Source organism: Prochlorococcus marinus XMU1404 (genome assembly GCF_017696175.1).
GTDB classification, from domain to species: Bacteria; Cyanobacteriota; Cyanobacteriia; order PCC-6307; family Cyanobiaceae; genus Prochlorococcus_A; species Prochlorococcus_A marinus_X.
This window is the reverse complement of the sequence record NZ_JAAORE010000001.1, coordinates 542290-562658: the sequence shown is the minus strand read 5'-3', so window position 1 is coordinate 562658 and position 20369 is coordinate 542290. Positions and strand designations below refer to the sequence as shown.

The 20369-nt window shown below is 31.5% G+C and carries 21 protein-coding genes and 1 tRNA gene; 13 read left to right on the top strand and 9 right to left on the bottom strand.

Annotated features, from left to right (window positions below; genetic code table 11):
• The first annotated feature begins 17 nt into the window (after positions 1 to 17).
• The 5 genes from glgB (at position 18) to HA144_RS03190 (ending at position 7492) form a co-directional block, all read left to right on the top strand.
• Entirely contained in the window at positions 18 to 2282 is a 2265-nt protein-coding gene (glgB, locus tag HA144_RS03210) for a 1,4-alpha-glucan branching protein GlgB (protein WP_209042363.1), read from the top strand.
• A 120-nt stretch (positions 2283 to 2402) separates the two neighbouring features.
• Positions 2403 to 3443, top strand: coding sequence for a uroporphyrinogen decarboxylase (gene hemE, locus HA144_RS03205; RefSeq protein WP_209042361.1), 1041 nt, complete (start codon positions 2403 to 2405; stop codon positions 3441 to 3443).
• An 8-nt stretch (positions 3444 to 3451) separates the two neighbouring features.
• Positions 3452 to 4435 carry an NAD-dependent epimerase/dehydratase family protein gene (locus HA144_RS03200; RefSeq protein WP_209042359.1) on the top strand — a complete coding sequence of 328 codons (984 nt, stop codon included), beginning with the start codon at positions 3452 to 3454 and terminating at the stop codon, positions 4433 to 4435.
• A 60-nt stretch (positions 4436 to 4495) separates the two neighbouring features.
• Complete coding sequence (petE, locus tag HA144_RS03195) at positions 4496 to 4846, top strand: plastocyanin (protein ID WP_209042357.1); 351 nt, start codon at positions 4496 to 4498, stop codon at positions 4844 to 4846.
• 63 nt (positions 4847 to 4909) lie between these two features.
• Positions 4910 to 7492 carry an ATP-dependent Clp protease ATP-binding subunit gene (locus HA144_RS03190; protein ID WP_209042355.1) on the top strand — a complete coding sequence of 861 codons (2583 nt, stop codon included), beginning with the start codon at positions 4910 to 4912 and terminating at the stop codon, positions 7490 to 7492.
• 49 nt (positions 7493 to 7541) lie between these two features.
• Here the strand turns inward: HA144_RS03190 and HA144_RS03185 are convergent, their stop codons facing one another.
• Entirely contained in the window at positions 7542 to 8012 is a 471-nt protein-coding gene (locus tag HA144_RS03185) for a 6-carboxytetrahydropterin synthase (RefSeq protein ID WP_209042353.1), read from the bottom strand.
• Positions 8013 to 8075: 63 nt separating this feature from the next.
• Here HA144_RS03185 and hisIE point away from each other — a divergent pair, with 63 nt between their 5' ends.
• The 4 genes from hisIE (at position 8076) to HA144_RS03165 (ending at position 10558) form a co-directional block, all read left to right on the top strand.
• The gene (gene hisIE / locus HA144_RS03180; protein WP_209042351.1) at positions 8076 to 8735 is read left to right on the top strand and encodes a bifunctional phosphoribosyl-AMP cyclohydrolase/phosphoribosyl-ATP diphosphatase HisIE; all 660 of its coding nucleotides are present in this window, start codon (positions 8076 to 8078) and stop codon (positions 8733 to 8735) included.
• 172 nt (positions 8736 to 8907) lie between these two features.
• Positions 8908 to 9831: a sigma-70 family RNA polymerase sigma factor gene (locus tag HA144_RS03175; protein WP_209042349.1), complete on the top strand. Its 924-nt coding sequence runs from the start codon at positions 8908 to 8910 to the stop codon at positions 9829 to 9831.
• Between the two features lie 37 nt (positions 9832 to 9868).
• Positions 9869 to 10237: a YkvA family protein gene (locus tag HA144_RS03170; protein ID WP_209042347.1), complete on the top strand. Its 369-nt coding sequence runs from the start codon at positions 9869 to 9871 to the stop codon at positions 10235 to 10237.
• Positions 10238 to 10558, top strand: a complete 321-nt coding sequence (locus HA144_RS03165; RefSeq protein ID WP_209042345.1) for a hypothetical protein — start codon at positions 10238 to 10240, stop codon at positions 10556 to 10558.
• 231 nt (positions 10559 to 10789) lie between these two features.
• Here HA144_RS03165 and HA144_RS03160 read toward each other — a convergent pair whose 3' ends face one another.
• On the bottom strand, positions 10790 to 11059 hold the full coding sequence (locus HA144_RS03160) for a YciI family protein (protein WP_209042343.1): 270 nt from the start codon (positions 11057 to 11059) through the stop codon (positions 10790 to 10792).
• Positions 11060 to 11157: 98 nt separating this feature from the next.
• Here HA144_RS03160 and HA144_RS03155 point away from each other — a divergent pair, with 98 nt between their 5' ends.
• Positions 11158 to 11508 (top strand): AbrB family transcriptional regulator, encoded by a 351-nt coding sequence (locus HA144_RS03155; protein WP_209042341.1) that lies wholly within the window; start codon positions 11158 to 11160, stop codon positions 11506 to 11508.
• A gap of 64 nt (positions 11509 to 11572) precedes the next feature.
• On the opposite strand, the gene trpA is transcribed toward HA144_RS03155, so the two are convergent.
• The 5 genes from trpA to pyrC all read right to left on the bottom strand — a co-directional run bounded on the left by trpA (position 11573) and on the right by pyrC (position 14335).
• The gene (gene trpA, locus HA144_RS03150; protein WP_209042338.1) at positions 11573 to 12430 is read right to left on the bottom strand and encodes a tryptophan synthase subunit alpha; all 858 of its coding nucleotides are present in this window, start codon (positions 12428 to 12430) and stop codon (positions 11573 to 11575) included.
• Positions 12431 to 12458: 28 nt separating this feature from the next.
• The gene (locus tag HA144_RS03145; RefSeq protein WP_209042336.1) at positions 12459 to 12779 is read right to left on the bottom strand and encodes a DUF3007 family protein; all 321 of its coding nucleotides are present in this window, start codon (positions 12777 to 12779) and stop codon (positions 12459 to 12461) included.
• Between the two features lie 4 nt (positions 12780 to 12783).
• Complete coding sequence (locus HA144_RS03140; RefSeq protein ID WP_209042334.1) at positions 12784 to 13017, bottom strand: NAD(P)H-quinone oxidoreductase subunit L; 234 nt, start codon at positions 13015 to 13017, stop codon at positions 12784 to 12786.
• 78 nt (positions 13018 to 13095) lie between these two features.
• A tRNA-Leu gene (locus tag HA144_RS03135) sits at positions 13096 to 13181 on the bottom strand.
• Positions 13182 to 13285: 104 nt separating this feature from the next.
• Positions 13286 to 14335 (bottom strand): dihydroorotase, encoded by a 1050-nt coding sequence (pyrC, locus tag HA144_RS03130; RefSeq protein ID WP_209042332.1) that lies wholly within the window; start codon positions 14333 to 14335, stop codon positions 13286 to 13288.
• Positions 14336 to 14438: 103 nt separating this feature from the next.
• Here pyrC and HA144_RS03125 point away from each other — a divergent pair, with 103 nt between their 5' ends.
• On the top strand, positions 14439 to 15518 hold the full coding sequence (locus HA144_RS03125) for a calcium/sodium antiporter (RefSeq protein ID WP_209042330.1): 1080 nt from the start codon (positions 14439 to 14441) through the stop codon (positions 15516 to 15518).
• Between the two features lie 2 nt (positions 15519 to 15520).
• Here HA144_RS03125 and gorA read toward each other — a convergent pair whose 3' ends face one another.
• A complete protein-coding gene (gorA, locus tag HA144_RS03120; protein WP_209042328.1) occupies positions 15521 to 16885 on the bottom strand; it encodes a glutathione-disulfide reductase in 1365 nt (454 codons plus the stop codon).
• A gap of 52 nt (positions 16886 to 16937) precedes the next feature.
• On the opposite strand from gorA, the gene HA144_RS03115 reads away from it, so the two are divergent.
• Complete coding sequence (locus HA144_RS03115) at positions 16938 to 18173, top strand: glutathione S-transferase (RefSeq protein WP_209042327.1); 1236 nt, start codon at positions 16938 to 16940, stop codon at positions 18171 to 18173.
• Here the strand turns inward: HA144_RS03115 and dnaA are convergent.
• On the bottom strand, positions 18168 to 19562 hold the full coding sequence (gene dnaA / locus HA144_RS03110) for a chromosomal replication initiator protein DnaA (RefSeq protein WP_209042325.1): 1395 nt from the start codon (positions 19560 to 19562) through the stop codon (positions 18168 to 18170). The two genes, HA144_RS03115 and dnaA, sit on opposite strands and share 6 nt — an antisense overlap.
• Before the next feature lie 191 nt (positions 19563 to 19753).
• Between dnaA and HA144_RS03105 the strand changes: the two genes are divergently transcribed.
• Positions 19754 to 20365 carry a TIGR04282 family arsenosugar biosynthesis glycosyltransferase gene (locus tag HA144_RS03105; protein ID WP_209042568.1) on the top strand — a complete coding sequence of 204 codons (612 nt, stop codon included), beginning with the start codon at positions 19754 to 19756 and terminating at the stop codon, positions 20363 to 20365.
• Positions 20366 to 20369 lie beyond the last annotated feature (4 nt).

The following is a 20369-nucleotide window of genomic DNA, read 5'->3' as shown; positions in this document are numbered from 1 at the left end:
CTTAATATCTACCAGTCATGATCGAGACAATTCAAGCAGACTGGATTAAATCAGAAGCTATCAACCTAGAAAATTGTTGCAATGATAATCCATTAAAAATATTAGGTCCTCATTTTTATGAAGAGCAATGGGTCATAAGGGTATGGATGCCTGAAGCGGACGAAGTTAAAATAAATTTTAAAAATAATACCTACAAGGCAGAAAGCATAAATCATAAATGGCTTTTTGAAGCAATCCTGCCTGAAAACCCAAATTCTAATTACGAAATAAATATTTCACGAGGAGGGATCACACATACACAACATGACCCCTGGTCATATCAAGAAGAGTGGATGGGAGAAGTTGATAGGCATCTTTTTGCAGAAGGTAATCATCATCATATCTGGGGAAAAATGGGAGCACATCTCATTGAAGAAAAGAATCAAAAAGGAGTCATGTTTTGCATTTGGGCTCCAAATGCAAAATCAATCTCGATAATTGGAGATATAAATTCTTGGGACGGAAGACATCATCCAATGCAAAAAAGATTAGGTGGAATTTGGGAACTATTCATGCCAACCATGCAAGAGGGAGACACATATAAATATGAAATAAGAACGCAACAAGGTCATATTTATGAGAAAGCTGATCCATATGGTTTCCTTCATGAAATCAGACCTCAGAATGGTTCGATAGTTTCAAAATTGAAAAACTTTAGTTGGAATGATAGTTCTTGGATTTCAAATAGAGATTCTTCTAGTCAAATTAACAAGCCAATTTCAGTTTATGAAATGCATTTAGGAAGTTGGCTCCATGAATCAACAGATAATAAATATCTTGAAGACAATGGTGAACCAAGAGACCCAGTACCAGCTGCAGATTTAAAACCTGGAACAAGATTATTAACTTATCCAGAATTAACCGACAAACTCATCCCTTACGTAAAAGAGAGAGGATTTACTCATATCGAACTAATGCCAATATCTGAACATCCTTTCGATGGTTCATGGGGCTACCAGGTTACAGGTTGGTATGCACCAACAAGTAGATTTGGCACTCCAAATGAATTTAGAGAGTTTGTCAATAAATGTCATGAAGAGGGCATAGGTGTGATTCTTGACTGGGTACCTGGTCATTTCCCAAAAGATAAGCATGGTTTAGCATTTTTTGATGGTTGTCATCTTTATGAACATGGAGATTCACGCATAGGTGAACACAAAGAATGGGGAACCCTAATATTTAATTACAGCAGAAACGAAGTAAGGAATTTCTTAGTAGCCAACCTAGTTTATTGGTTTGAAGAGTTTCATATTGATGGCATAAGAGTAGATGCTGTAGCTTCAATGCTTTACAGAGATTATCTACGCCCAGAGGGGGAATGGATCCCCAATGAAAATGGTGGGAATGAAAATATAGAAGCCGTTAAATTTCTTCAACAGGCTAATCATGTACTCTTCCAACATTTCCCAGGTGCACTTTCTATCGCTGAAGAATCAACAACGTGGCCAATGGTAACCAAACCAACTGACATGGGAGGGTTAGGGTTTAATTTAAAATGGAATATGGGATGGATGCACGATATGCTCGATTATTTTGAGATAGATCCATGGTTTAGGCAATTCCATCAAAATAGTGTGACTTTCTCAATAACATATAACTATACAGAGAACTTTATGCTTGCTCTTAGTCATGATGAGGTTGTACATGGGAAAAGTCATCTTTTACATAAAATGCCTGGCGATGACTGGAAGAAATATGCAAATACTCGAGCTTTACTAACTTATATGTGGACCCACCCTGGTAAAAAAACGATATTTATGGGAATGGAATTTGGACAAAGACAAGAATGGAATGTTTGGGATGACCTGCAATGGGAGTTATTAGAATTTGAGCCTCATAAAGGTATCAGAAACTTGATTGATGACCTAAACGAACTTTATAAAAATGAAACTGCATTATGGAAAAACGACTTTGATCCTTATGGATTCCAATGGATTGATTGTAATGACAAATCTAATTCGGTAATAAGTTTCATGAGAAGAGAAAACGATACCAATGAGTGGCTTGTTGTAGTTGCCAACTTTACACCTAATACTCATGGTTCATATAAAGTAGGTGTTCCTGTAGAAGGATTCTACAAGGAGATATTTAATTCAGATGGAGCCAGATATGGAGGCAGTAATAAGGGAAATATGGGAGGTAAAGAAACTATAAATTACAATATTCATGATTATCAAAATGCTCTAGAACTTGCTTTGCCCCCATTAAGCGTAAGTATCTTCAAACATCATTCAAAAAAATAATAAGGCTTATTTAACTTAGTACTTCATATAAATGTTCATATAACGCTTTTGATATGCTTTGCATTGTAAGATTTTTAAGTTGGAATTTTATTTTTTTAAAAAAACATATCGAATTGAAAAATGGGTGACAATTTACCGCTACTACTTTCTGCCGCATTAGGTAATAAAGTGAATAGACCTCCAGTATGGATGATGAGACAAGCAGGAAGATATATGAAAATCTATAGAGATTTAAGGGAGCGTTACCCAAGTTTTAGAGAAAGGTCTGAAAATCCAGAATTATCATATGAGATATCAATGCAGCCTTTTCATGCTTTCAAACCGGATGGTGTGATCCTTTTTTCAGATATTCTCACACCTCTCCCAGGGATGGGTATAAATTTTGAAATAATAGAAAGTAAAGGTCCAATAATTGATGACCCAATCAGAACTCTTAACCAGATAGAAAATTTAAAAGAGTTAAATCCAAGTGAAAGTTTAAGTTTTGTTGGTCAAGTTCTTGCTTCACTAAAAAAAGATGTGAATAATGAGGCAACAGTTTTAGGTTTTGTTGGAGCACCTTGGACACTTGCAGCATATGTAGTTGAAGGTAAAAGCAGTAAAAATTATTCTTTAATAAAATCAATGGCTTTTAAAGAACCAGATTTACTTCATAAACTTCTTGATCATTTTGCAAAATCTATTGGTGAATATCTTAAATATCAAATAAAATCTGGAGCGCAAGTAGTACAAATTTTTGATTCATGGGCAGGCCAATTAAGTCCACAAGATTACGATATCTTTGCTGGGCCATATCAAAAAAAAGTTGTTGACATTGTAAAAGCCGAATTCCCCGAAACACCAGTAATTCTTTACATTTCAGGCAGTGCTGGTGTTATAGAAAGAATGGCAAAAACTGGAGTAGATATAATTTCATTAGACTGGACAGTAGATATTGAAGAGGCTTGTAAAAGAATCCCTAGTGGAATAGGAATTCAAGGTAATGTTGACCCTGGCATCTTATTCGGAAACAAAGAATCAATTAAAGAAAGGATAGATAAAACTTTCAATAAAATTAAAGATAGAAAATACATTCTTAATTTGGGTCATGGGATTTTACCTGGGACTCCAGAAGAAAATGCTCAAACATTTTTTGAACATGGAAAAAAACTTACTTACTAGTCAAAGTCTTGGCATATAAAAACTTATTAATCACAGGGGCGAATGGATGTGTTGGCCAATATTTAGTTGATTGGTTTTTAAAAAACACAAAATTCAGGCTTTATCTCATGGTAAGAGACAAAAGTAAGTTGCCAATTTCTGTTCAAGAAAATAAAAAAGTCAAGTTAATGGTTTGTGATATCAGGGAATCAGATAAGTATAAAAAAGAAATTAGTCAAATTAATTACCTAATACATACTGCTACAGCTTGGGGAGATCCAAGAAGAGCCTATGAAGTAAACATTAAAGCTTTTGAAGAATTACTTGAAATGCTTGATATTGACAAGTTAGAAAAGATTATTTATTTTTCAACAGCTAGCATTCTTGATAACCAAACAAAATTAATGAGGGAATCATTGATTTATGGAACAGAGTATATTCAAACAAAATACGAATGTTTCCAGAGACTTAGAGAAAGCTCATTTGCAGAAAAAACTTTCGCTGTTTTCCCTACCTTGGTTTTTGGAGGAAATCTTGGAAAAAAAAGTAAATATCCTGTAAGTTATTTAACTAGTGGATTGAAAGAAATCGGGAAATGGCTTTGGTTAGCAAGATTTTTAAAACTCGATTCTAAATTTCACTTTATACACGCAAATGATATTGCTCAAATTTGCGGGTTTCTAATAAAAAATCATAAAGAAGAACATTACAAAGGCTTTAGAAAATTTGTCCTAGGTCAGAAATTTATTTCAATTGATCATGCCATAATTACACTTTTAAAAAGAAAAAATATGAGGAGATATTTTGCTATACCCCTTACAAAAAAAATTCTAAAAATATTATTAAGAATTCTTCCCATCCAAACCACCCCTTGGGATAGCTTCAGTATCAAGAAATATGACTTTAATCATGCTCCCATCACTAATCCTGAGACTTTTAAACTTAAAAGTTATGCGAAGTCACTGAATGATATTTTAAGGTTATCAAAGTTACCAAGCTGTAATAACAATTAAAATTCTCGCAGTTAGGCTCCCAAAACCTTGTAATATATAGTGTAAAAGTAAATTTTAATTATGTTACGTTCAATCTTTGCAGGGTTATTCGCAATAGTTTTAACTCTAGGTTTAGGAATTTCATCAGTTTCAGCTAAGACTGTTGAAGTAAAACTTGGTACAGATGCTGGTATGCTTGCATTTGAACCAAGTACAGTAAACATTAGTGCTGGTGATACAGTTAAATTCGTCAATAATAAATTAGCTCCTCACAATGCAGTTTTTGATGGACATGAAGAATTAAGTCATGCAGATCTAGCTTTTGCTCCAGGAGAGTCTTGGGAAGAAACATTTGATACTGCAGGAACTTATGATTACTATTGTGAGCCTCACAGAGGTGCTGGAATGGTAGGTAAAGTTGTCGTTGAATAAATCTATTAATACTTAACTACTTTTTACTTATTACTTCCTACAGTCATAATTAATTTTTGATTAATGAAAATAGTTTCAAGCGAATTTTCAAATTCTGCTTGGAGCTTTTTTATTTTGGCTAAAGAAATTGCTTATAAAAATCATCAACAAAACGTAGACTCTGACAATTTATTTTTAGCTCTTATAAAACAAGATAATCTTACAAAAAAAATCTTAAAAAATAATAATGTAAATATCAATGAGATTGAGAAAGAAATAATGTCTTCGTTAAATTTGAAGGCAAAAATGAAAGATAAACAAGATAATTTATATATCGGTGATACTCTTCACAAAATATTTTTGAAAGCGAATGAAATTAAAAATACTTTAAATGATGTAGTGATATCAACAGAACACTTAGTTTACGGTTTCACTTATGATGAAAAATATGGATTTCAAATTTTAAATCAAAAAGGCATTCCAGAATTTCTTGAAACTATAAAGAAAATGAAGTCAGATCCAGCAGAAAAAAACGAATTTGATACTTCTAATGAATCTTTGGGAAAATATGGTATCGATCTAACTCAATCCGCTCGAGATGGAACTTTAGACCCAGTTATTGGTAGGGATGAAGAGATTAGAAGAACAATTCAAATATTGAGTAGAAGAACAAAAAATAATCCAGTTCTTATTGGAGAACCTGGGGTTGGTAAAACGGCCATTGTTGAAGGGTTGGCTCAAAGAATTATTAATGGCGATGTACCTTCTGCCCTACAAGATAGGCAACTAATTTCATTAGATATGGGTTCACTTATAGCTGGGGCAAAATATCGTGGAGAATTTGAAGAAAGAATAAAAAATGTCCTGAAGAAAGTTAAAGAATCAGACGGTAAAATCATTCTTTTTATTGATGAAATTCATACAGTTGTTGGAGCTGGTGCTAGTGGAGGTTCTTTAGATGCGAGCAACCTATTAAAACCAATGCTTGCAAGAGGAGAGCTTAGATGTATTGGTGCTACAACTATTATTGAACATAAACAAAATATAGAAAAAGATCCTGCTCTAGAACGAAGATTTCAGAAAATAAAAATTGATGCTCCTTCAATAGATGATACCGTATCAATATTAAGAGGATTGAGAGAAAGATACGAAGTTCATCATAGTGTGAGAATTTCTGACAATGCTTTAGTTGCAGCAGCAACCCTTAGCGAAAGATATATTAATGATAGATTTCTTCCGGACAAAGCAATAGATCTAATCGATGAAGCAGCCTCAAGATTAAATATGGTCATAACTTCCAAACCTGAAGAAATTGATGAAATTGATCGAAAAGTTCTGCAGTTGGAGATGGAAAAATTATCTTTAAGAAGAGAAACAGATGATTTTTCTGAAGAAAGATTAAAAAAAATCAATAATGAACTTATATCCCTTAAAGGTAAACAGGCAGAATTAGGTGATAAATGGAAAAAAGAAAAAGAAGAAATTAATGAGATTAGCACCATAAAGGAAGAAATAGAATCTGTTCAATTGCAAATAGATCAAGCCAAAAGGAGTTTTGACCTCAACAAAGCAGCAGAATTAGAATTTGGAACTTTAAATTCTTTACAAAAAAAATTAAAAGAAAAAAGTCAGTGTCTAGTTAATTCTCACAAAAACGGAGAGACGAGTCTTTTAAGGCAAGAAGTTACTTTTGATGATATTGCAGAAGTTGTCTCAAAGTGGACCTCTATTCCAGTACAGAACTTAAACCAGTCAGAAAAAGATAAACTTTTGAGCCTCGAGTCAATCCTTAAAGAAAAAATTATTGGTCAAGATAAGGCAATTAGGGCTGTTGCAGATTCCATTAAAAGATCAAGGACTGGTCTAAATGATCCAAGCAAGCCTTTAGCCAGTTTCCTCTTCTTAGGTCCAACTGGTGTTGGGAAAACAGAGCTTAGTAAAGTAACAGCCAAAATTATATTCGATTCAAATTCTTCAATTACAAGACTGGATATGTCTGAATATATGGAAAAGCATTCAGTAAGCAAAATTATAGGTGCGCCTCCTGGATATTTAGGTTTCGAATCAGGCGGTCAATTAACTGAAGCAGTGCGAAAAAATCCTTATTCGTTGATACTTCTAGATGAAATAGAAAAAGCACACAAAGACATTTTAGATATTCTTTTACAGGTACTTGATGATGGAATTATTACTGATGGTCAGGGTCGCACAATCAATTTCAAAAATTCAATCATAGTTCTCACAAGTAATTTAGGAAGTCAATCAATAAATGATTTATCCCTTAGGAAAGAAGATACAAATGAAATAAAAAAATTTGTAGACAATGAACTTAAAAAATTTTTCAAGCCTGAGTTTTTAAATCGACTTGATGAAATAGTTATTTTTAATAATTTAGAATTTAATGACATAAAAGAAATTGCAAAAATCCAGCTTCAAAATTTAGAAAAAAGAGTTAACAAAAAAAATCTAAAATTCAAAATTTCGGATGAGGTAATTAACCAACTAGTCGAAAATAGTTACGATCATTCCTATGGTGCAAGGCCTTTAAAAAGAATTATTCAAAAACAAATTGAGACAAAAATTTCAAACAATTTATTGAATAATCATTACCTTAATAAAGACGAGATTAATATTTATCTGCTTAATGGAGAGATAATTGTTGATTAAAAATCTAAATTAGAGAATTCTATATGAATTGAAATTTAATAACTTTTATCTAAGATTTGAACCAATCAGGAATCTTCTCATAACTTGCTTTATTAGATTTATTTTCTTTTGATTCTGTTTTCCAACAACATGTTCTGCCCTGATCCTTATCTCGTAAGTATTCATTAGCCCATCTCCAAATCAATTCAGAAGTGTACTCCATTCCCACATTATCCATAATTCTAAGATCTAAAGCATCTAAGTCATGTAATTTTTCCCAGTAATTCAACAAAGGGTCATCTTTGTTTATTAAAAAAGTATGATCAAATTGTTTTTTTAGTTTATTTTCAAGGGGCTTTAGACTTGAAAAATCTACAACAAAACCATTTAGATCCAATTTCTCTGCAGTGAACCAAAAGGTGAATGATCTTGAATATCCATGCACAAATCTGCAGTGGCCTTCATGGCGCCATTGCCTATGTGAACAGGGAAAATCCTCGTAACTTTTGCTGCATGAAAATTTCAGAGAATGAATATACATCAATTAACTGTTAGGATAATTTTGAATAAAACACATTGAGCAGGATTTAACATAACGAACATAATGACTTATTCAACGAATTTTTCGATAGAAGATCTACGCTTTGATAATTATGGATTAATCCCTGCAATAGCACAAGATTGGCTTGACGGATCAATTCTTATGCTTGCTTGGATGAACGAAGAATCATTGAAAATGACTCTTGAGACCAAAAACGTTCATTACTGGAGCAGATCAAGATCCGAAATTTGGAGAAAAGGAGCTACAAGTGGAAGTACCCAAATACTTAAGAAGATAAGATTTGACTGCGATAATGATGCACTAATCATATTGATTGAACAAAATGGTTCAGGCGCATGTCACACTGGTGAAAAAAGTTGTTTTTTCAACGAAATTCAAATTAATCAAAATAATAAAAAAGAGAAAAAAACAATTCCCTTCTCAAATATTAGTTCTGAATTATTCAATACCATCAAAGATAGATCAATAAATCCTTCAGAAAAAAGTTACACAAATCATTTATTTACAAAAGGTAGTAACACTATTTTAAAAAAAATAGGAGAAGAATCCGCTGAATTTATAATGGCTTGCAAAGATAATGATAAAGATTCAATCTCAAATGAAGCTGCTGATTTAATTTATCATCTCCAAGTAGCCCTTATGCATAAAGGAGTTGATTGGAGAGATGTACTTGCTGTTCTAGAATCAAGAAGAAAAAATTAAATAATTAAAATTTAGAATTGATTATTTTTTTTAAAAAATTTGAACAAAAAAAATGTTAATTAACTAATTAATAATTATTAATTAATTATTAATTAATTATTAATTAATTATTACATGTATGGCTTATTACTGAATTGACTATAAGTTAAATATATCAACAATGAGGTAAATCGTGAGTTCATTAAGCGATTTTCTTGGTGAAATAGGTCGTCATCAACTTTTGACTCCCGAAAGAGAACTCACTATGGGCAGAAAAGTCCAAGAAATGGTTGTGCTTGTTAATAGATGCCAAGAAGCAGGTGGTAAAGGGCCTGCTTGTGAATATTCGGAAGCTGAACGGAAAAAGATCAAAATTGGTGAAAAAGCCAAAAATGAGATGATAACTGCCAACCTAAGATTAGTTGTGAATCTTGCCAAGAGATATCAAGGAAAAGGGCTAGAATTGCTAGACTTAATTCAGGAGGGGACATTAGGCCTGACAAGGGCGGTCGAAAAATATGATCCCTCTAGGGGACACAGATTTTCCACCTATGCTTATTGGTGGATTAGACAAGGATTAAATAGAGCATTATCAACTCAAAGTAGGACTATAAGGATACCAGTTAATATCAATGAGAAGCTCACGAAATTAAGATCAGCAAAATCAAAGCTTATGCAACTTAAGGGTATTCCACCCAGTAGTGGTGAGCTAGCTGAGGAAATGAAAATAACCAAGGAAGAGATTGATGAGCTACTTTCTTGTGAATTGAGAAGCATCACCGTTAGTCTCCAAGGTACTGTTAAATCAAAGTCCGATCCTTCTGAACTAGTAGATATTCTTCCAAGTGATCAAACCCCTCCAATGGAATTAGCCGAATTAGCCGAGAGGACAGCCTCTGCTTGGAAATTATTAGATAAAGCAAATTTAACTGAGAAAGAGAGAAAGATAGTAAGCCTAAGATTTGGTTTAGACGGTTCAAATGAGTGGAGGACTCTAGCTGAAGTGGCAAGACATATGAGTTGTAGCAGGGAATATTGCCGACAAGTCGTTCAACGTGCCTTAAGAAAACTTAGAAAAGCAGGAATACAGAATGGGTTGGTTGATAGTATTAGCTAAAAATCCTATAAAAAATATTTAAATTTCATTTATAAAGATGAAAGATAATTACAAAACCCAAGAAAAAATTTATGATGCTGAAGTTATAGAAAGTTCAACATTTGATGAGAATATTATTATCAAGATTCTTATTAAAGCAGGAAGAACAATTGCCAAGCCTGCATTAGAAGTTTTGGAGATGGCTATAGATCCTTACACTCCAGCACAAGTGCGAGTTTCATTAATGGCTGCGCTTGCCTATTTAATTATGCCATTTGACCTTTTCCCTGACTTTATGCCATTAGTTGGTTTTAGTGATGATTTTGTAGCTCTCACAGCAGTACTTAGTATATGGAGCAAATATATGACTCCTTCAATAAGAGCAAGAGCAGAGAATAAGCTTAATAAGTTATTTCCTTTTTATTAAATGAGTAGATTAACTCAACAGGAAGAAAAAGAGCTTATCTCCTTTATTAAAGATTGGTTGAAATCTCATGGATTTAACCAAAAAGACTTAGCGAATGAATTAAATATCAAATCGAGCAGAACCTCTGAGATTATTCTGAAAATTAAAGAATTGTATAAAAAAGGCGGCATGTTCAATATTGCAAAAAATCTCATAAAAATTGAACAAAATTGGCTAAACAATATCAAAAATGATTATCGAGAAACACAACAGACACTTCCCTATAATCAATTAGATATAGACTCTTTAGTAAATCAGATAAATCAAGACACTAGTAAATAAATATTTATCAAAACTCTCTATTTTATTAAGAAACAATCTTCAAACTTAACGAGAATTTTTTAAAGAAATATATCACTCTTAAAACTAACCTTTTAATAAATAAATACTGCTTTATATCCTATGCATAATACAAAATTAAATAATTAATAAAAAATATTTTCCTAATTTTCTTTTAAATAAATTTTACTTTAATAACTAACATAAAATACTAAAAAATATCATAAATTCTATTTAAAAAGCCTGCACCCAAGGATAAATATCATAATTAATCCATATACCTTTTTCCCAATATATATCTTCCTCAATCAAATCTCTTAATTGATTTTCATCATTAGCATTAAAAATTCCAAACAAATATTTTGTACATTTTGTTGGTCCTAAAGTAACTAAAATATCACGATCTTTTAAAGTTTTAAGTCTATTAAGATGTTGTTCACGAAATGGGGTCCTTTTTATAATTACATCTTCACAGTATTCTCCAAAAACTACAAACTTTTCCATTTTTAAAGATAAATAATAGAATAAATATACACTTAATAATTGCATATATTACACACAAATTGCTATCTTATTTAAGAAGAACTTTCTTTTAATTAATTATGCTCACTGGTAGTGATCTTCTTGCAAAAGTTAAAGAGCTTGGTGATGTTAGCAAATCTGACCTTGTTCGAGCTTGTGGATATGTTTCCACCAAGAAAAATGGAGGTGAACGCCTAAATTTCACCGCATTTTATGAAGCACTACTTGAAGCAAAAGGAGTTAATCTTGGCGACTCTGGAGTGGCAGGCATTGGCAAAGGAGGAAGAAAGCTAAGTTATATAGCTACAGTTCAAGGGAACGGAAATCTTTTGATTGGGAAAGCATATACAGCACTTTTAGATTTAAAAGCAGGTGATGAGTTCGAAATTAAACTTGGAAGAAAACAAATAAGATTGTTACCAACTGAATAATCTTAAAGATAAACAAATATAAACTGAATAATTAATTTTATAAATTTCTAATAAGTTTTTTTTATCAATATAGTTTCTTATATTTTTTTTGATCAGCAGCTAAACGCATATCTTTACAAAATTCACCAACATGATCAACGACATCTTTTTCACTTGAACTAGAAATTCGTTTTACAAATGCGCTACCAATAATTACTCCATCTGCTCCCCATTCACGAACTTTATTAACATGTTCAGGGGTGGATATACCAAAACCAACAGCAATTGGATTAGTATTTACCTCTTTCAATTTAGCAATAAGATTTTCTACTCTATTTTCCATCTTGTTTCTCTCACCAGTGACACCTGTAACACTCACTAAATAAGTAAACCCTTTTGTATGATTGGATATTTGTTTCATTCTCTCAAAAGGAGTAGTTGGAGCGACTAACAAAATCAAGTCCATAAGATGATTACTAACTATTTTAGAAAATTTATAAGCTTCCTCTAAAGGGAGATCAGGAATTATTAGTCCAGAAACTCCAGCATTAGATGACATCTCACAAAACTGTTCAAAGCCAAAACATAGTAAAGGATTTAAGTAAGAAAAAAGTATGATAGGAATATTTAACTTACCTTTTAAAGACTCTAAAAGTGTAATTACCTTTTTTGGGGTAGTACCTGACTTTAAGGCGCGAGAGGCAGCCACTTGAATAACAGGTCCGTCTGCAAGTGGATCACTATATGGGATGCCTAATTCTATAAGGTCAGCTCCATTTTCTTGTAACTTTAATAAGATCTCAGAGGTTGCTTCAATATTGGGATCCCCAGCCATTATGAAAGGCATCAAAGCTAATTTTTTATTATTTTTTAACTCATAAAACTTCTTATCTACCTTTGAAAAAGATTCATTTTCAGTAATTTGCATTTTGTTATCTTTCATGAATTTTAGATTCTTTTCTATGAAAAATTTATGGATTTTTTTCTAAATCTTCCATTAGTTTTTCCTGCTCTTTCTTTGACAATGAGTTGAACTTAGTTTCTAGTTTATCATTAACAACTTTTTCATACTCTTTTCTATAACGCTTCCTTTGTTCCATAAACGTCATTTTTCCATTTACAACTCTATAAATATAAGATGTTACCCAGGTAATAACAATCAAAATTAAGATACAACTTGAGATAGTAGTGGCTGTAAAATTATTGATTCCAATTTGCGGAGCAAATTCATAACTAATTAAGCCTATTAATGAGACAAATATACCTATTTGTATAACTTTACCTTTAGTCAATTATTTACCCTTTATCACTTCCTCTTAATCTAAGATTTAAAAATGGAGAGAATAAAATTAAACCTGGGAAGAAAAGAAATACAAGTCCATAAATTCCTAATCTTTCAAATTTGCCCATTACATTCCATCTATTATTCATCCAGTAAAACAGAAATAATGGAATGACCAACAAATAGATGGAAATAACTCCAATATAAGCAATTAAAGTTGCAAATGAATTATTAAAAATACTTTCCATTTTGATTTATGGTTGCTTAGTTAAAACATAACAACTATAGGAAGTTATCGTCAGAACTAAAAATAAATAATTAAATAATGGGAGTGGGGGGACTTGAACCCCCACGAGCTAAATCGCTCGACGGATTTTAAGTCCGGCGCGTCTACCAATTCCGCCACACTCCCAAAAGGAATTTGCGCTTTTCCATCGTAGCCGAAAGTAACCCAATTAACCAAGAAAAATTGGGAAATTTACACTTCTAATGAATGATAAGAATAACTTTAATTATTTAATTTACTATCCCTTCTACTTGCCATTGTAAAGTTTCCCCTGCATGAAATGGTTTTATTTGTCCGACAATATTTTTTCCTTCCAAAACATCAATATATTCTTTTATTTTATAAGGTTTAGAGACTAATTTTAATCTTTCTTTGTTTGGGGGCACATTATAAAAATTAGCTCCATTTAAACTTGCAAACTTCTCAAAATTATCTAAAGCATTTTCCTCTTCAAATACAGTTAAATAGCTTTCTATCGCAACTGGCGAATTAAAAATACCTGCACAACCACAAAAAGCCTTCCATTTTCTAAGATGTGGAGCAGAGTCAGTTCCCAAGAAAAAACATTCTTTCCCACTTGTTGCAGCTTTCCTCAAAGCTATTCTATTATTTTCCCTTTTAGCAACAGGTAAGCAGTAAAAATCACTATTTAAGCCTCCAAAAAACATTGCATTTCTATTTATGTGCAAATGATGAGGAGTAATAGTAGCTCCAATATTATTTTGTTGAACAAAATCCACAGCATAAGAGGTGGTTATATGTTCTAAAACAATTTTTAATTTCGGAAATCTTTTAGTTATTTGTGAAAGTTCTCTATCTATAAAAACCTCTTCTCTATCAAATACATCTACTTTAGAATCATTCACTTCCCCATGAATTAGAAGAGGAATCCCAGAATCTTGCATTGATTCAAAGATCTTATATAGATTTTCTATTTTCTTAACTCCATGACTGGAATTAGTTGTAGCATTAGCGGGATATAATTTTGCTGCGAAAAAGACATTATTTTTGAAACCATTGATTAATTCTCCTTTATCAGTCTCATCTGTAAGATACATTGTCATTAATGGTTCAAACTTAGAATTTTCTGGTAAAGCTTCAACTATAAATTTTTTGTAAGAAATAGCGCTTCGGATAGATGTTATGGGATTTTTAGTATTTGGCATTACGATAGCTCTTCCAAAAAATTCTGAGGTAAAATGAATGATATTTTTTAATACAAGACCCTCTCTTAAATGTAAATGCCAATCATCAGGTTTTATTATGGTTAATGTCTTCAAAATTTTTACTATTTAGTCAATTTTAACAACAAATTAAAATTGACAATAATTTATAGATATTCGAGGATAGTTGAAAAATCTAATTATCTAAAAAAACTTGTATATGAGTTATTTTTTATTCCCAATAATAGAAATATTTTTAGGAGTAGTTTTACTTTTTATAGGAGGAGAGTTCTTTATTCAAGGAGCTATATATTTATCTTTGATTTTAGGAATACCTCAAATAGTTATTGGCTTAACAGTTGTTTCACTCGGCACAAGCTCTCCTGAATTGTTGGTTAGTTTAGGTTCAATTTTAAAAGGCAGTGATTCGATTGCAGCTAGCAATGTAATAGGAAGCAATATTTTCAATGTTCTTGTAGTCTTAGGTATCAGCTCACTAATAACACCACTTAAGGTAAAAAGTAGAATAGTCAGAAGAGATGTCCCTCTATTAATGGCTATTTCTTGTGCGGTTTGGGCAATGTCATCAACAGGCTTATTAACATTCCAAGCAGGGATCTTTCTAATATTATGTTTAGTCTTAAATACAATATGGGAAATTAATACTATCAATGAGAAAGAAGAGGATACAAAAGATGCTGAACCAGAGATAGAAGAATTCAAAGATAACTATAAAGGGAGGGTGAATATTTTAGTGAAGTTTATATTAGGAATATTTCTTTTAAGCTTTGGTTCAAATATTTTAGTAAACGGTTCTCAAACTCTCGCTACTCTTTTAGGTGTAAATGAAGTTGTTATTGGGTTAACTATTGTCGCTACTGGAACATCATTGCCAGAATTAGTAACTTCAATAATTGCGGCATTTAAAGGAAAAACTGATCTTGCTATTGGGAATGTAATAGGAAGCAATTTGCTCAATCAACTTCTAATACTTGGAAGTTGTAGTATTTTTTCAGGATTTAAAGGTTTAGAAATTGAACAAAGCTTAATAAAAGTTGACTTACCTTTTATGGTTTTAACTACTTTTGCGTGCTTACCAATTTTTTGGAGCAAAGGGAAAATCACCAGAATTGAAGGATTTATTTTACTTAATCTTTATATTTTTTATATTTTAGATAAGATACTATTTTTGAATAGATTTAATTATCTTTATGAATTAAGGATAGGTTTAATTTTTTACTTTACATCACTTATTATAATTCTATTATCTCAAGAAAAATTTAAATTTTCTAAATCATAATTTTATCTATACATTGTCACAAATTCTTCTGAAATGGTTGGGTGCAAAGCCATAGTAATATCAAAATCTTTTTTTGTGATGCCAGCGTTTAATGCAATTGATACCATTTGAATGATCTCAGATGATGTTTCTCCAAACATATGGCATCCTAGTACCTTATCAGTTAGTTTATTAACTACAATTTTTAACATGCATTTTGATTTATTCTCTTTAAAAGTGTTAGACATAGGTGTAAATTTACATTTGAAAACTTTTATATTTTCCTCAGAGTAAACATGTTTCGCTCTCTCCTCACTTAAACCAACTGTTGAGATTTCTGGAATAGTGAAAACGGCCTTAGGGATATTTTCATAATTTACTTTTCTTTTTTGGTCATTAAAAAAATTATCCGAAAAGACTCTACCTTGTTCAATTGCTACTGGAGTTAAGTTTGGTCTGTTTATGATGTCTCCAACGGCATAAATATTAGCGTTGCTTGTTTGATTAAGTTCATCTACATCTAAAAATTGGCCATCCATTTTTAGATTTAAAAAATCTAAATTCAAAGGTAAAAGATTTGGCTCTCTACCAGTAGCAATAAGTATATTATTAGTAAATATTTTGTCACCTGAGTCCAACGAAGATTGAAGATCTCCATTTACTCTTTTGATAGATATTAATTGATTATTGGAGATTATATTTATTCCAGTAAAAGTAGGTGATTCTTCTAAGCATGAAGATAGATCCTCATCAAAACCATTAAGTAAACGTTGACCTCTAATTAATTGAGTAACTTCAGTTCCTAAATTCCTAAAAATAGAAGCAAATTCACAAGCGATATATCCTCCCCCAACTATTAAAATTGATTTGGGAAACTTTTCTAATTCAAAAATATCATCACTAGTCCATGCTAAATCTATCCCAGGAATATTCAATTTCTTTGGTTTACCTCCAACTGAAATAAGAATTTTCTTTGAACTTATTTTATCTATAATATTTCTTGTTTTTGGGCAAATTATTTCTAATTCATTTTGAGTTACAAATCTTCCTAAGCCCTCAAAAATAGTTATATTCAATTTGTTTAAAGAATTTCTATGTAAATTACTTAATCTGGCAACCTCCTCTCTAATATTCTTAAGTAAAACTTTTGATTCAAAATTAATACCTTCACTTTTTAATCCATATCCTTCAGAAGAATCTATATTTTTTTTACTTTTGGCTGCATAAACCATCAATTTTTTTGGAACACATCCCCTTATTACACAAGTTCCTCCTATTTTATTTACTTCTATGATTGCAACTTTTGCGCCATAACTAGCAGCGCGTTTAGCAGCCGCCAGTCCCCCTGATCCTGCACCAACAACAATTAAATCAAATTCAAATTCCAAGACTTTTTTTAATCATTTATTATAACTTTAGTTTATAGCTTTAACACTAATAATGAATGGGATTTTGACATGGAATGATTTAAAAAAGTTTGATATTGAAGATCTTGATAGAGTCAATGGTATTAATAATTCCTACGCAAATTTAAGATTATTTGGGCATCCTGAAAATGATGTAATAGTTACTTTATACAGAGATAGGCATTCTTGGTGTCCTTACTGTCAGAAAATATGGTTATGGCTTGAATTCAAAAGAATTCCATATAGAGTCAAAAAAATAAATATGTTTTGCTATGGTCAAAAAGAAAGTTGGTTCCTTGATAAAGTCAGATCGGGTAAATTACCAGCAATTGAATTTAAGGGTCAAATAATAACTGAAAGCGATAACATCATAGCTTTTTTAGAAAATGAATTTGGAGCACTTGGGTCTCTTATAACGTCAAGTCATCTTAGGAAAACTCGAGAATTGGAAAGGGAAATTTTCAGATCCTGGTGTAATTGGCTTTGCCGAGAAAGCTTTAATTTTATTGATAACTCTTTTAGAAAAAAAAGATTGGAAGAATCTATTTGCAAATTTGATGAAATCCTAAGTAGATCAGAATCAGGGTTTGTTGATCCGGTAGTTTCTCATTCAAGTGAAATTGAACCTGGTATTGGAGATATTATTTTTATTCCTTACATGGAAAGAATGAATGCTTCTTTGATTTACTATAAAGGATTTAATTTAAGATCTAATTATAGAAATGTTAACAACTGGCTTACCCAATTTGAAGGGAAAAGTGCTTATACAGGTACACAGGGTGATTTTCATACGCACTCTCATGATTTACCCCCTCAAATGGGAGGATGCTATAAAGAAACCAATAAAGAACAGATTGCTTTCTCTGAGTCAATAGATACTGGAGAGGGTCTTGGTGATTTTGAATTCAATAAAAAATATGATTCAAAATATTACGCTAAAATTGCTTTAAAAAGAGTAATAAAGCATAAAGATAATTTACTAAAAGTTAACCCATATAATAAAGAATTCTTTGAGGAATCATTAAGATCAGCATTAACTCACATGATCACAGGTGAATTAAAAATCCCTGATAAACTTTCAGGAAAATCTCTAAGATATTTAAAAAATAGGATCTCAGTTCCAAGAGATATGCCAATTATTTCTGCAAGGTTATTGAGACAATCATTAAATAAAATTGAATTACAAAGTGATGACAATGAAATTGATAGGCTACCCCTCAAGCATAGATATGATCAAGATCCTAAAAATTTCATTTATAATAAATTATGAATTTTTTCTTGAATCTATTTGAAGCAAATCCCTTATTTTTTGAACTTGGCTAGCAATATTAGGATCAGTGGATAATTTTTTTTCAACTTGTTCAATTGCGTACATAACTGTTGTATGGTCTTTACCCCCAAATTCATCTCCAATTCTTGGTAAGCTTAGATCAGTGCCATGTCGCATAAGATACATACCGATTTGTCTAGCTTGACTTACGGGTTTTCTTCTACTTGAACTTATCAATTCATCGGTAGAAACTTTAAAGAAATCTGAAACTTTATTAATAACTTGTTTTGGAGTAACAACTACTCCAACGCTATTGGGATCAAGCATTGGGGCTATTGATTGAACTGTCATAGGCAAACCTGTAATTGAAGCGAATGCAACAGCTCTTGTAAATGCTCCTTCTAATTCTCGAATATTCGAAGTGAATCTTCCAGCTATAAATTGAATTAAATCTCTTGGAAGACTCAACCTCTCTTGTTCTGCCTTTTTTTGAAGAATAGCTGTCCTAGTCTCAAGGTCAGGAGGTTGAATATCTGCAGTCATACCCATTGAGAACCTAGAAATCAATCTCTCTTGAATTCCAGATAATTGATTTGGAGGTCTATCACTTGCAATAACTATTTGACTTCCTGATTCGTGAAGAGCGTTAAAAGTATGAAAGAATTCTTCCTGTGTATACTCTTTACCTTCCAAGAATTGTATATCGTCTATTAAGATCAAATCTACATTTCTATATTTATCTCTAATAGCAGTCATTCCATCTCTCCTTATGCCACTAATAACATCGTTAGTAAAAGTCTCTGTAGATACATATTTAACTTTTGCTTCTGGATCAATTTCTACTCGATAATGACCTATTGCTTGCATTAAATGAGTTTTACCTAGGCCTACTCCACCACAAATAAATAAAGGATTGAATTCTCTTCCGGGAGATTCGGCAACTGCTAAAGCTGCAGCGTGAGCTAACCTACTATTTGGACCCACAACAAATCTTTTAAAAACGTAGCGAAAATTTAAACCATTAGGATTTTTAGATCGATTTTTTGAAGAGTTATCTTGGCTTTTATTAGAAAAAGATTTTGCTATATGATTAACGTTTCTCTCATTTAAGTTATCTTTATTTATTAAATCGTTGATACTATTTGTTTCAGATTTAAAAACGACTTTTACATCATGTCCGCAAATTTCTTTTGCAGCCTTTTCGATAGTTTCACAATAATTCTTCCTTAACCAATCACTGGAAAATGTGTTTGGAGCGATCAAAGTCAATAAACCTTTTTCAAAGCAATCAAATTTAGCAGGCCTTATCCACGTCTCAAATGAAGGCTTACTTAAAGTTTTTTGAAGTAATTGTTGAACTTCCGCCCAAATAGGATTAGTTGCTTGCAAAATTTTTTTCTGTAGATTATTAATCTAGTTGGAATTTAATAATTGGCCATTGTCAAATCATAAGATCACGATAAATTTAAAATTACTTAACAAAGCATCATCTAAATTAAAAAAAATAAATTTTCTATTTTTATAGACATATAATTGTTAAAAAGCTTTCTGAAGTATTGGATAAAGGATTACTTATTATCATGGCAAAATGGCATGGTTTTGGGAGATGCAAAACAAGATTAGCGAAAGATATAGGTAAAAGTAATTCTGCAAAAGTACAAAGTGTAATGACTAATCACACTATTTCAGTAGCTAAATCTCTCCAAAAAATTAAGCTAATTGATATTTCTATAGCGATTTCAGGGTTAGGGGAAAAGAGTTGTAAAAGATGGTCTACAGAATTAGGAATTAAAAAGTTTAATTTACAGGGAAAAGGCTGCTTGGGAGAAAAAATGAAAAGGCAAATAATTATCAACAAAAAATATTGTGATCAAAATAAGATAAAAAATATTATTTTTATTGGTACTGACCTACCAGATTTATGCCACTTAGATTTATTAACTACTTTAAGAGAGCTAAAACATAATGATCTTATTTTAGGGCCATCCAATGATGGAGGTTATTGGCTTATTGGCTTATCAACAAAAATAATATCAAGACATCCATACTTACCTTTTATCAATATAAGTTGGAGTAAAGAAAATGTTCTTCAGAAAACAATTGATAATTTTTCCTCTACAAAATTAAAATATAAGTTTTTAAATAAAAAAACAGATATAGATACAATAATTGATATTGAAAAAAGAAAGTAATCAA

Bases quoted from the DNA above. Each gene is read 5' to 3' on its own strand.
- glgB (WP_209042363.1), top strand. From the start codon at position 18: ATGATCGAGACAATTCAAGCAGACTGGATTAAATCAGAAGCTATCAAC.
- hemE (WP_209042361.1), top strand. From the start codon at position 2,403: ATGGGTGACAATTTACCGCTACTACTTTCTGCCGCATTAGGTAATAAA.
- petE (WP_209042357.1), top strand. From the start codon at position 4,496: ATGTTACGTTCAATCTTTGCAGGGTTATTCGCAATAGTTTTAACTCTA.
- HA144_RS03190 (WP_209042355.1), top strand. From the start codon at position 4,910: ATGAAAATAGTTTCAAGCGAATTTTCAAATTCTGCTTGGAGCTTTTTT.
- HA144_RS03185 (WP_209042353.1), bottom strand. From the start codon at position 8,012: ATGTATATTCATTCTCTGAAATTTTCATGCAGCAAAAGTTACGAGGAT.
- hisIE (WP_209042351.1), top strand. From the start codon at position 8,076: ATGACTTATTCAACGAATTTTTCGATAGAAGATCTACGCTTTGATAAT.
- HA144_RS03170 (WP_209042347.1), top strand. From the start codon at position 9,869: ATGAAAGATAATTACAAAACCCAAGAAAAAATTTATGATGCTGAAGTT.
- HA144_RS03165 (WP_209042345.1), top strand. From the start codon at position 10,238: ATGAGTAGATTAACTCAACAGGAAGAAAAAGAGCTTATCTCCTTTATT.
- HA144_RS03160 (WP_209042343.1), bottom strand. From the start codon at position 11,059: ATGGAAAAGTTTGTAGTTTTTGGAGAATACTGTGAAGATGTAATTATA.
- HA144_RS03155 (WP_209042341.1), top strand. From the start codon at position 11,158: ATGCTCACTGGTAGTGATCTTCTTGCAAAAGTTAAAGAGCTTGGTGAT.
- trpA (WP_209042338.1), bottom strand. From the start codon at position 12,430: ATGAAAGATAACAAAATGCAAATTACTGAAAATGAATCTTTTTCAAAG.
- HA144_RS03140 (WP_209042334.1), bottom strand. From the start codon at position 13,017: ATGGAAAGTATTTTTAATAATTCATTTGCAACTTTAATTGCTTATATT.
- HA144_RS03125 (WP_209042330.1), top strand. From the start codon at position 14,439: ATGAGTTATTTTTTATTCCCAATAATAGAAATATTTTTAGGAGTAGTT.
- HA144_RS03115 (WP_209042327.1), top strand. From the start codon at position 16,938: ATGAATGGGATTTTGACATGGAATGATTTAAAAAAGTTTGATATTGAA.
- HA144_RS03105 (WP_209042568.1), top strand. From the start codon at position 19,754: ATGGCAAAATGGCATGGTTTTGGGAGATGCAAAACAAGATTAGCGAAA.